11 protein-coding genes and 1 pseudogene are annotated in these 10,057 nt (G+C 74.3%); 8 read left to right on the top strand and 4 right to left on the bottom strand.

Annotated features, from left to right (window positions below; all coding sequences use genetic code 11):
- Positions 1-230: 230 nt before the first annotated feature.
- Positions 231-971: a GntR family transcriptional regulator gene (locus ACFUEL_RS27315; RefSeq protein WP_380239419.1), complete on the bottom strand. Its 741-nt coding sequence runs from the start codon at positions 969-971 to the stop codon at positions 231-233.
- 155 nt (positions 972-1,126) lie between these two features.
- Between ACFUEL_RS27315 and ACFUEL_RS27310 the strand changes: the two genes are divergently transcribed.
- On the top strand, positions 1,127-1,357 hold the full coding sequence (locus ACFUEL_RS27310; RefSeq protein WP_380239418.1) for a hypothetical protein: 231 nt from the start codon (positions 1,127-1,129) through the stop codon (positions 1,355-1,357).
- Entirely contained in the window at positions 1,354-1,746 is a 393-nt protein-coding gene (locus ACFUEL_RS27305; protein WP_380239417.1) for a hypothetical protein, read from the top strand. The genes ACFUEL_RS27310 and ACFUEL_RS27305 overlap by 4 nt, the downstream gene beginning before the upstream one ends.
- 255 nt (positions 1,747-2,001) lie before the next feature.
- On the opposite strand, the pseudogene cofC reads toward ACFUEL_RS27305, so the two are convergent.
- Positions 2,002-2,709 (bottom strand): annotated as a pseudogene (gene cofC / locus ACFUEL_RS27300) (2-phospho-L-lactate guanylyltransferase); the annotation flags it as partial.
- A 218-nt stretch (positions 2,710-2,927) separates the two neighbouring features.
- Between cofC and ACFUEL_RS27295 the strand changes: the two are divergent.
- From ACFUEL_RS27295 to ACFUEL_RS27285, 3 genes are read left to right on the top strand one after another with little or no spacing between them, the layout of a single operon-like run.
- Positions 2,928-3,728: a lysophospholipid acyltransferase family protein gene (locus ACFUEL_RS27295; protein WP_380239416.1), complete on the top strand. Its 801-nt coding sequence runs from the start codon at positions 2,928-2,930 to the stop codon at positions 3,726-3,728.
- Positions 3,729-3,742: 14 nt separating this feature from the next.
- Positions 3,743-4,726 (top strand): NAD(P)H-dependent glycerol-3-phosphate dehydrogenase, encoded by a 984-nt coding sequence (locus ACFUEL_RS27290; RefSeq protein WP_380239420.1) that lies wholly within the window; start codon positions 3,743-3,745, stop codon positions 4,724-4,726.
- A 30-nt stretch (positions 4,727-4,756) separates the two neighbouring features.
- Positions 4,757-5,899 carry a D-alanine--D-alanine ligase family protein gene (locus tag ACFUEL_RS27285; protein WP_380239415.1) on the top strand — a complete coding sequence of 381 codons (1,143 nt, stop codon included), beginning with the start codon at positions 4,757-4,759 and terminating at the stop codon, positions 5,897-5,899.
- Between the two features lie 16 nt (positions 5,900-5,915).
- On the opposite strand, the gene ACFUEL_RS27280 is transcribed toward ACFUEL_RS27285, so the two are convergent.
- On the bottom strand, positions 5,916-6,452 hold the full coding sequence (locus ACFUEL_RS27280) for a DUF3515 family protein (RefSeq protein WP_380239414.1): 537 nt from the start codon (positions 6,450-6,452) through the stop codon (positions 5,916-5,918).
- A 19-nt stretch (positions 6,453-6,471) separates the two neighbouring features.
- A complete protein-coding gene (locus ACFUEL_RS27275) occupies positions 6,472-6,705 on the bottom strand; it encodes an Lrp/AsnC ligand binding domain-containing protein (protein WP_380239413.1) in 234 nt (77 codons plus the stop codon).
- Positions 6,706-6,896: 191 nt separating this feature from the next.
- Here ACFUEL_RS27275 and ACFUEL_RS27270 point away from each other — a divergent pair, with 191 nt between their 5' ends.
- The 3 genes from ACFUEL_RS27270 (at position 6,897) to thiD (ending at position 9,867) form a co-directional block, all read left to right on the top strand.
- Complete coding sequence (locus tag ACFUEL_RS27270; protein WP_380239412.1) at positions 6,897-7,865, top strand: thiamine-phosphate kinase; 969 nt, start codon at positions 6,897-6,899, stop codon at positions 7,863-7,865.
- 135 nt (positions 7,866-8,000) lie between these two features.
- Complete coding sequence (locus tag ACFUEL_RS27265; protein ID WP_380239411.1) at positions 8,001-9,026, top strand: 6-phosphofructokinase; 1,026 nt, start codon at positions 8,001-8,003, stop codon at positions 9,024-9,026.
- Between the two features lie 31 nt (positions 9,027-9,057).
- Positions 9,058-9,867 (top strand): bifunctional hydroxymethylpyrimidine kinase/phosphomethylpyrimidine kinase, encoded by an 810-nt coding sequence (gene thiD, locus ACFUEL_RS27260; protein ID WP_380239410.1) that lies wholly within the window; start codon positions 9,058-9,060, stop codon positions 9,865-9,867.
- Positions 9,868-10,057: the final 190 nt, after the last annotated feature.

Genomic DNA, 10,057 nt, shown 5'->3' with positions numbered 1-10,057 from the left:
GCCCGGAGGTCCCCCGGGTCCGGTCCGGCGCGTCCGCTTTTCCGGCCGCCCCCGCCACCGGCCCCGGCGGCGGCCTTCGCGACCGGCCCCGGCGGCCGTTCCCGGCGGACGCTCCCGCCGCCGGCCCCGACCGCCGCCGCGGGCGGCCCCGCTGAGGGGGCGTCGGTGCGAAACGGCGTCAGTCCGCGCCCGGGTGGGGGGAAAGCGCGGCGCCGACCGGGCCGGCGGAATTACTCCGCGGCTTCCAGCGGCAACTCGTAGCGGATCTCCCAGCGGTAATCCGGAATGACGAGATCCGCGGTCTCCACCGGCCGCCCGGAGTCGTCCAGATACGTCCGCTCGACCACCGTCACCAGGTCGTTCGAGGTGATTCCGAGCAGCGTGGCCTGCTCCGCCGTCGGCCGTGCCGGGCGCGGCCGCTCCAGCGCGCGCACCACCCGGATCCCCAGCGCGGCCATTCGGGCCACCACCGTCCGGCCGTGCATCGGGCCGTAGCCGGGCATGGTCACGGGGGTGCCGTCGGTGAGCGCAAGCGGCTCCCAGGAGTCGGCGAGTTGGACGATCCTCCGCTCCAGCAGGAACTCGTACCTGGTGTGCACCACCGCCTCGCCGGGCTCGATCCGCAGCCGCTGCGCCACCTGCTCGGTGGCCGGGACGAGCACCGCGGTCTCCGACTCCCACTCGCCGCCGGGCGCCGGCGCGGCGGGGAACTCCTCCGCCGCCCGGGTGCGCACCAGCGGCAGCCGCGGGACCGGCGGCCGCAGGTAGGTGCCCGAGCCGGTCCTGCCCTCCAACAGGCCCTCGGCGATGAGGACTTCCTGGGCCCGCTGGACCACGTTCGTCCCCACGCCGTAGCTCTCGGCCATTCGGGCCCGGGACGGCAGCCGCTCGCCGAGCTCCCACTCCCCGCCCAGCACCCGGCGGCGCAGGTGGTCCGCGATGCGGAGGTACGGCGGCTCCTGCTTGGGCATCGGCTTCTCCCGGTGGGGGCGAGACCTGCCGCGGGGGCGGCAGGGCGGGCGATTCAGCTTGACAATCTAATGCATCAGGTGCAATCTAATGCTTCAGATTCACTATGAGTGATCAGCCAACTTCGGGGAGAAGGTGTGGCGTGCGGAGCACGAGCGTGTTCGACCTCGCGTCCGGGCTCGCGGCGGCCACCGGAGCCGAAGCCAGGATCATCCAGTTGCCCGGCGGCGGTTACCGAGTGGAAGCGGAGCTGCCGGGGGAGCCGGAGACCCACGACCACCGGGCGGTCCTCGACCTCCTCGCGCGGGCCGACCGCTACGGGCACCGCTACCGCGCGCGCACCCACACCGTCTGGGCCGAATTCGACCCACCCCAGGAGCCTTCGTGAAGAACACGCCCCCCGGCTACACCGTGGCCATCGGGGAGATCACCGAGCCGACCTCGTTCCCCTCGCTGGCCCCCGCCCTCGGCTCGCTCTGGTGGACGTTGAACGCCCTCCCGCTCGGCTGGACGCAGTTCGAGGCGTACCGCTACTTCTTCGGTCCGGGTGCGGTCGAGCGCACCGAGGCGTTCCTGGCGCGGGACGGGCGGTTGCAGCTCGGCTTCGCACTGCTCGGGCGCACCCGGCTGATCAGCGTCGCTCCCGGAGAGGGCGGGCTGGCCCAACTGGTCTCGGCCCCACTGAAGTTGGTCGACTCCCCGGAGGTCGCCGCACTGCGGCTGGACGGCTCGGGGGCGGTGTACGGCCCGGTGCCCCGGTACCGGCGGAGCGCCTGAGGCGCGCCCGGCGGCCCCGGGGAGCCGGCCCCCGGGTCAGTCGGCTTCCGGGTCCGGGAAGGTCTGCAGGGTGAGGAAGACCACCCGGCGCCCGGCGCCCTCGCCGGCGGTGCGGATCCGGACGCGCTGGCCCGCGCGCAGCAGGCGCAGGCCGCCGGCGTCGAAGGCCGGCGCGTCGAAGGGGACGGGGGTGCCGTCGTCGAGCAGGACCGAGCCGGAGCGGGTCGTGGGGTCGAAGCTGAACGCGGTGGCCTGCATGGGAGCCAGCATAGGGCTTCGGAGCAGGGCGGCGGTGGCCGGGCCGAGGCCCAGCAGGCGGGCGACGGCCAGGTCCGCCGGGGTGTCGACGTCCCGGCGGACGGAGGGGGCGTCGGCCAGGCAGAGCTCGGTGGCTCCGCCGGCCAGGTGGGCGTCCCGGGAGCCCGGTCCGAACGCGGGGCGCAGCGGTGCGCGCGGCGGCCCGGCCAGCAGCACGGTGCCGGTGCCGGGGGCGTCGGCGAGGAAGGCCCGGCGCCCGGCGGGCACCGCGGCCAGCACCCGGGCGAGTTCGGCGGGCCGCAGGGCCGGCAGGTCCGCGGAGAGGGTGGCGACGGGGGAGCGGGGGGAGCGGCGGTGGGCGGCCGCCGCGCCGTGCGCGAGCGCCGGGTTCAGGCCGCCCGGCTCGTCGTCCAGCACCTCGGCCCCCAGCGCGCGCAGCGCCCCGGCGGCGTGCGCGTCCCGGGTGACCACCAGGACGCGTCCGACCGCGGGGCAGGCCAGCGCGGCGGCGACGGTGTCGAGCGCGAAGGCGAGCGCCAGCCGGGGCCGCAGCGCGCCGAGCGCGGCCAGCCGGCTCTTCGCCGCGGCCAGCGGCTTGACCGGGACGACCACCGACCAGCCGGGCCGCGCTCCGGCCCGCTCGGCCCGCGGCCGTACCGGGGCGGTCGACCCGACGGCGGCGGGGCGTACGGTGTCCTCTGTCATCGGCGCCATTGTGGCGTCGGCCGGGGAGCCCTGGCCAGCGTGTCCCGGGGCCCCGGGGCGCCCGGCGGGGGGCGGGGCGACCGGCGGTGGTGGTGGCTGCTCGACACAGGCTCGGCTCCCGGGCGAGACTGGTCGGCGCCCCGGAGCCGCTGGTCGGTCCCGGCGAGGAGAGACCGCGGCGCAGTTACGGGGCGCCGCACGGATGAGGAGGAGCTGGGGTGGCCCGCCGCTCTAACGCCAGGTTCGGAAACGCCGACTACGGGATCTGGTACCGCTTCGCGGCGGTGCTCGTGAAGCCGGTGACCAACGCCCTGGCAGAGGCGGACTGGCGCGGCTGGGAGCACCTGCCCGAGAAGAGCGGGTTCATCGCCGCGGTGAACCACAACTCGGTGATCGACCCGGTGTTCTACGCGCACTGGCAGTACAACTCGGGCCGCCCGCCGCGGATCCTCGCGAAGTCCTCGCTGTTCTCGGTGCCGTTCATCGGCTTCATGCTGCGCAAGACCGGCCAGATCCCGGTGTTCCGGGAGTCCACCGACGCGGCCGAGGCGTTCCGGGCCGCGATCGACGCGGTCAACGGCGGCCAGTGCGTGCAGTTCTACCCGGAGGGCACCCTCACCCGGGACCCGGACCTGTGGCCGATGACCGGCAAGAGCGGCGCGGCCCGGGTCGCGCTGATGACGGGTGCGCCGGTGATCCCGGTGGCGCACTGGGGTGCGCACGAGATCATCCCGCCGTACGGCAAGGGCAAGGGCAAGTACCGGCTGTTCCCGCGGCACAAGGTGGTCGTCGCGGCGGGCCCCGCGGTCGACCTGAGCAAGTACCGGGGGCAGGAGCTCACCGCCCAGGTGCTCAAGGACGCCACCGACGACATCATGGCCGCGATCACCGCCGTGCTGGAGGACATCCGCGGCGAGCAGGCCCCGAAGGAGCGCTACGACATGCGCAGGGCAGCCCGGGACCGGGCCGCGGCCGCCGAGGCCAAGCGCGGGCGCGCCGCCGGGGAGGACGGCCGGTGACCCGCTGCGCGGTGATGGGGACGGGCTCCTGGGGCACCGTCTTCGCGATGATCCTGGCCGACGCGGGCTGCGAGGTGACGCTCTGGGGCCGCCGCCAGGAGCTGGTCGACGCCATCGACCGGGACCACGTCAACCGGGACTACCTGCCCGAGCTGGAGCTGCCCGCGGGCATCCGGGCCACCACGGACGCCGCCGAGGCGCTGGCCGGCGCGGACTTCGCGGTGCTCTCGGTGCCGTCCCAGACGCTGCGCGACAACCTCGCGCTCTGGGCGCCGCTGATCGAGCCGCGGACGGCGCTGGTGAGCCTGATGAAGGGCGTCGAGCTGGGCACCGTGAAGCGGATGAGCGAGGTGATCGCCGAGGTCGCCGGGGTCGGCCCGGAGCGGGTCGTGGTGGTGTCGGGGCCGAACCTGGCCGGCGAGATCGCCAACCGGCAGCCCGCCGCGACGGTGGTGGCGTGCACCGACGAGGAGGTCGCCAAGCGCTTCCAGAAGGCGTGCCACACCCCGTACTTCCGCCCGTACACCAACACCGACGTGGTGGGCTGCGAGCTGGGCGGCGCGGTGAAGAACGTGATCGGCCTGGCGGTCGGCATGGCCAACGGCATGGGCCTGGGCGACAACACCAAGGCGACGCTGATCACCCGCGGGCTGGCCGAGACCACCCGGCTGGGCCTGGCGCTGGGCGCCGACCCGCACACCTTCGCCGGGCTGGCCGGGATGGGCGACCTGGTGGCCACCTGCTCCTCGCCGCTGTCCCGGAACAACACCTTCGGCACCAACCTGGGCCGCGGCATGACGCTGGCCGAGACGATCGCCGCCACCAGCCAGACCGCGGAGGGCGTGAAGTCCTGCGAGTCGGTGCTCGACCTGGCCCGGCGCAACGGCGTCGACATGCCGATCGTGGAGGCCGTGGTGGACGTGGTGCACAAGGGCCGGCCCACCCAGGAAGTGCTGAAGGGACTGATGTCCCGCTCGGCCAAGCCTGAGCGCCGCTGACCGGAATCGGACGGTAGTCTCAACGCCGATATGAGCATCGAACAGACCACCCCGAACCAGGCGGCCAAGCCGCGCGTCGCGATCGTCTTCGGCGGCCGCAGCTCCGAGCACGGCGTGTCCGTGGTCACCGCCGCCAGCGTGCTGCGCTCGATCGACCGCGGCAAGTACGAGGTGCTGCCGATCGGCATCACCCACGAGGGCCGCTGGGCCCTGGTCGGCGACGAACCGGCCCGGATGGCCATCACCGACGGCCGGATGCCCGACGTCGACCAGGTCGCCGAGTCCACCGAGGGCCAGGTGGCGCTGCCGCTCGCCCCCGGCAACCGGGACGTGGTGTGGAGCGAGCCCGGCGCCGCGCCGAAGGTCCTCGGCGAGGTCGACGTGGTGCTCCCGCTGCTGCACGGCCCGTGGGGCGAGGACGGCACCCTGCAGGGCCTGCTGGAGCTCTCCGGCGTCCCGTACGTGGGCTCCGGCGTGCTGGCCTCCGCGGTCGGCATGGACAAGGAGTTCACCAAGCGGATCATCGAGTCGCTCGGCCTGTACGCGGGCGAGTACACCGTGCTCAAGCCGCGCGAGTGGGAGTCCGAGGACGGCCGGGCCGCCGCCCGCGAGCGGATCGCCGCGCTCGGCCTGCCGCTGTTCGTCAAGCCCTGCCGGGCCGGCTCCTCGATCGGCATCACCAAGGTCAAGGACCTCGCCGACCTGGACGCCGCGGTCGAGGAGGCCCGCCGCCACGACCCCAAGGTCATCGTGGAGAAGGGCGTCGAGGGCCGCGAGATCGAGTGCGGCGTGCTGGAGTTCGAGGACGGCCCGCGCGCCTCGGTGCCCGCCGAGGTGCTGGTCGACGGCGACTTCGAGTTCTACGACTTCGAGGCCAAGTACATCGACTCCTCCGAGGTCCGCATCCCCGCCGAGCTGACCGACGCGGAGCGGGCCGAGATCCGCCGCCAGGCCGTCGAGGTGTTCGAGGGCCTCGGCTGCGAGGGCCTGGCCCGGGTCGACTTCTTCCTGCTGGCCGACGGCCGCTGGATGGTCAACGAGATCAACACCATGCCCGGCTTCACCCCGATCTCGGCCTACCCCAAGATGTGGGAGGCCACCGGCGTGCCCTACGCCGAGCTGATCGACCGCCTGCTGGCCGCCGCGCTGCGCCGCTCCACCGGCCTGCGCTAGGCCCGGCCGGGCCCGGTCAGGCCCCGTCGAGGCAGTCCGAGTCGGCCTTCCCGTCGATGGTCGGGACGGTCGACCGGACGGCGTCGGCGAGGTACGCCAGCGGGTCCGCGTAGTTGCCGTACGCCCCCTCCGGGACCTCCACCACCACGTACGCCCTGCGCAGCCCGGTGGCGAACCGGTAGCCGCCCGCGCCGTCCTCGGTCATGCCCCAGCTGACCTCGTTGACGCACGGGCCCTTGCGGGTGCCGTCGTCCAGGAACTCCGGGCGGTCCCCGCCGCAGGTCAGCACGGTGCGCGGGGAGGACGCCCAGGCGGCGGTGTACGGGGAGGCCGGGGACGGGTCCCTGCGGGCGTGCCCGAGCACGGCGGCGGGCAGCGCCGCGTCCAGCGCCGCGCAGTACCCGGCGGCCTCGGCGGCCGGCACCGGCGGGGCGACGTCCGGCTCGCCGCTCCAGGCCGCGACCAGGCCCGCCGTGACGGCCAGCAGGGCAGCGGGCGGAGCCAGCCAGCGCACCGGGGCGGGCAGGCGGTTCAGCAGGTCGCGGTAGGCCACCGCACGATGGTAGGCCGTCTTACAGCCGCACCACCGGACAGGTCAGGGTGCGGGTGATGCCCTCGACCTGCTGCACGTTGGCCACCACCAGGCGGCCCAGCTCGTCGATCGACTCCGCCTCGGCCCGGACGATCACGTCGTACGGGCCCGTCACGTCCTCGGCGGTGATCACCCCGGTGATCTTGGCGATGGACTCGGCGACCGAGGTGGCCTTGCCCACCTCGGTCTGGATCAGGATGTACGCCTGCACCACGGTGGACCTCCAGGCGGCTGGGTGGGGGAGTTGCGACCGGCAGTCTGATCACCACGCTACCGCGCGACCACGCGGACGGGGGAGACCCCGGACGGCCCGGAAGGCGTACGCTGCGGGCGCGGGGACGGGGGCCCCGCGACACGGGGCGCACACCTAATCGGACAAACACGGGGAACGCGGAGGACGGGCTGATGCAGGGGACCGTGGGCGAACTCGGCGAGTTCGGGCTCATCCGGGAGCTGACCGCACGGCTGCCGATGACCCCGGCGGTGGAGCTCGGGCCCGGCGACGACGCGGCCGTGGTCAAGGCGCCCGACGGCCGGGTGGTGGCCACCACCGACGTGCTGATCGAGGGCCGGCACTTCCGCCGCGACTGGTCCACCGCGTACGACGTCGGCCGCAAGTGCGCCGCGCAGAACCTCGCCGACATCGCCGCGATGGGCGCCGTCCCGACCGCCCTGCTGCTCGGCCTGGTCACCCCCGCCGACCTGCCCACCACCTGGGCCACCGAGCTGATGGACGGCCTGCGCGACGAGTGCCAGGTGGCCGGCGCCACCGTGGTCGGCGGCGACGTGGTGCGCGGCGACACCATCACGCTGGCCATCACCGCGCTCGGCGACCTGCAGGGCCGGCGCCCGGTGGTGCGCTCCGGCGCGCAGGTCGGGGACGTGGTCGCGGTGACCGGCTGGCTCGGCTGGTCCGCCGCCGGGCTGACCGTCCTGCAGCGCGGCTTCCGCTCCCCGCGCGCCTTCGTCGAGGCCCACCGCCGCCCCGAACCGCCGTACCACGCCGGCCCCGCCGCCAGCGAACTCGGCGCCACCGCCATGGTCGACGTCTCCGACGGCCTGGTCGCCGACCTCGGCCACGTCGCCCGCGCCAGCGACGTCGACATCGACCTGCGGGCCGCCGACTTCGACGTCCCCGCGCAGATGGCCGACATCGGGCAGGCCGTCGGCGTCGACCCGCTGGTGTGGGTGCTCTCCGGCGGCGAGGACCACGCCATCGTCGCGACCTTCCCCAAGTCCGCCGCGCTGCCCGCCCGCTGGCGGGTCATCGGCGAGGTCGTGCGCACCGCCCGCCCCGGCCGCGGCGGCACCGTCACCGTCGACGGCGCCCCCTGGGACCGCACCGCGGGCTGGGACCACTTCGCCGAGGAGTAGTCCGCGCCCCGGTGGTTGCCGGGCCGACGGCCGCCGAACGCGTAGTGTTGCGCCTGTCGGGCGGACCGACAGCGTCGACGGTCCGGTCCACCTACGTACGCGGGGCCCGCCCCCAGGAGCAGGAGCACAGCCACCATGCGAATCGGCGTTCTCACCAGCGGCGGCGACTGCCCCGGTCTCAACGCGGTCATCCGCTCCGTCGTGCACCGCGGCACCGACGTGCACGGCGACGAGATCCTCGGCATCGAGGACGGCTTCCTCGGCCTGATCGAGGGCCGCGCCCGGCCCATCACGCACGAGGACGTCACCGGCCTGCTCACCCTCGGCGGCACCGTCCTCGGCTCCGCCCGGGTGCAGCGCGAGAAGATCCGCTGGGCCGTCGAGAACTCCCGCGAACTCGCCGCGAACCTCGGCATCGACGCGCTGATCGCGATCGGCGGCGAGGGCACCCTCACCGCCGCCAAGCTGTTCAGCGACGCCGGACTCCCCGTCGTGGCCGTCCCCAAGACCATCGACAACGACATCGACGCCACCGACGTTACCTTCGGCTTCGACACCGCCGTGCACGTCGCCACCGAGGCCATCGACCGGCTGAAGACCACCGCCGAGTCCCACCAGCGGGTGATGGTCGTCGAGTTGATGGGCCGCCACACCGGCTGGATCACCCTCACCGCGGGCATGGCCGGCGGCGCCCACGGCATCCTCATCCCCGAGAAGCCCTTCGACATCGAGGCCGTCGCCCGGATGATCGAGGAGCGCTTCCGCCGCGGCAAGAAGTTCGCCATCATCGCCGTCGCCGAGGGCGCCCAGCCGCTGCCCGGCACGCTCCGCTTCGAGCACGGCCAGGTCGACCAGTTCGGCCACCAGACCTTCGGCGGCATCGGCACCCGGCTCGCCATCGAACTGGAGAACCTGCTCGGCAAGGAGGCCCGCCCGGTCATCCTCGGCCACACCCAGCGCGGCGGCACCCCCACCGCGCTCGACCGTGTCCTCGCCACCCGCTTCGGCTGGCACGCCGTCGAGGCCGTCCACAAGGGCGCGTTCGGGCACTTCACCGCGCTGCGCGGCACCGAGATCCACCTCACCCCGATCGCCGACGCCGTCGTCCAGCTCAAGACCGTCCCGCAGCACCGCTGGACCGAATCCGAGGCCGTGCTCTGACCCGCCGCGCGGGGTCGGTAGGTTGGGGCGCATGAGCACCGAAACCGCCGCCCCGCCCCGAGTCCTCACCGTCGCCGGCTCCGACAGCGGCGGCGGTGCGGGCATCCAGGCCGACCTCAAGGCGATGCTCGCCCTCGGCGTCCACGGCATGAGCGTCATCACCGCCGTCACCGCGCAGAACTCGCTCGGCGTCCAGGGCTACTGGGAACTGCCCGCCGAAGCCGTCCGCGCCCAGTACCGCAGCGTCGTCGACGACATCGGCGTCCAGGCCGTCAAGACCGGCATGCTCGCCTCGGTCGAACTCGTCGAGACCGTCGCCGACCTGCTCGCCGACGCCCCCGCCCCCGTCGTCGTCGACCCCGTCGGCGTCTCCAAGCACGGCGACGCGCTGCTCGCCGCGAACGCCGTCGACACCCTCCGCACCCGGCTGCTCCCGGTCGCCACCCTCGCCACCCCCAACCTGCACGAGGTGACCCAGCTCACCGGGCGCACCGTCACCGGCGAGACGGACATGCTCGACGCCGCGAAGGCGCTGCGCGACCTCGGCCCCGCCTGGGCCCTGATCAAGGGCGGCCACCTCGAGGGCGAGGCCGCTGACCTGCTCCTCGGCCCCGACGGCGAGGCCCACTGGTACCGCGCCCCCCGCCACGACAACCGCCACACCCACGGCACCGGCTGCACCCTCGCCAGCGCGATCGCCGCCCGGCTCGCCCTCGGGGACCCGATGCCGCAGGCCGTCGCGCACGCCAAGGCGTACGTCACCGGCGCGATCGCGCACGGCTTCGCACTGGGTTCCGGCATCGGGCCGGTGGACCACTTCTGGCAGGCCCGGGACTTCTAGGCAGGCGCAGGGGGACGAACCAGGGGCTCGGGGAACGGCGAGGCCCAGTCTGCTGACGGTGCACTGCCGTTGCGTGCGTGGGCTTCCGGTTCTGTTTACGGCACGCAGCAGCACCGACCTTCGATGGGCTCCGGCCGTCAGCAGCACGGACCCGCCGTTCCCCGGGCCCCTGACGGGGCCCATGCGCAGC

Origin of the sequence: Kitasatospora sp. NPDC057198 (assembly GCF_042670125.1) — a bacterium.
Lineage (GTDB): Bacteria > Actinomycetota > Actinomycetes > Streptomycetales > Streptomycetaceae > Kitasatospora.
The sequence above is the reverse complement of the archived record's forward strand: the minus strand, read 5'-3'. Positions and strand labels throughout refer to the sequence as shown.

What these genes read in the sequence shown, in the direction of transcription:
- ACFUEL_RS27270 (WP_380239412.1), top strand. Translation starts at nt 6,897, where the DNA reads ATGCAGGGGACCGTGGGCGAACTCGGCGAGTTCGGGCTCATCCGGGAG.
- ACFUEL_RS27285 (WP_380239415.1), top strand. Translation starts at nt 4,757, where the DNA reads ATGAGCATCGAACAGACCACCCCGAACCAGGCGGCCAAGCCGCGCGTC.
- ACFUEL_RS27265 (WP_380239411.1), top strand. Translation starts at nt 8,001, where the DNA reads ATGCGAATCGGCGTTCTCACCAGCGGCGGCGACTGCCCCGGTCTCAAC.
- ACFUEL_RS27315 (WP_380239419.1), bottom strand. Translation starts at nt 971, where the DNA reads ATGCCCAAGCAGGAGCCGCCGTACCTCCGCATCGCGGACCACCTGCGC.
- thiD (WP_380239410.1), top strand. Translation starts at nt 9,058, where the DNA reads ATGAGCACCGAAACCGCCGCCCCGCCCCGAGTCCTCACCGTCGCCGGC.
- ACFUEL_RS27290 (WP_380239420.1), top strand. Translation starts at nt 3,743, where the DNA reads ATGGGGACGGGCTCCTGGGGCACCGTCTTCGCGATGATCCTGGCCGAC.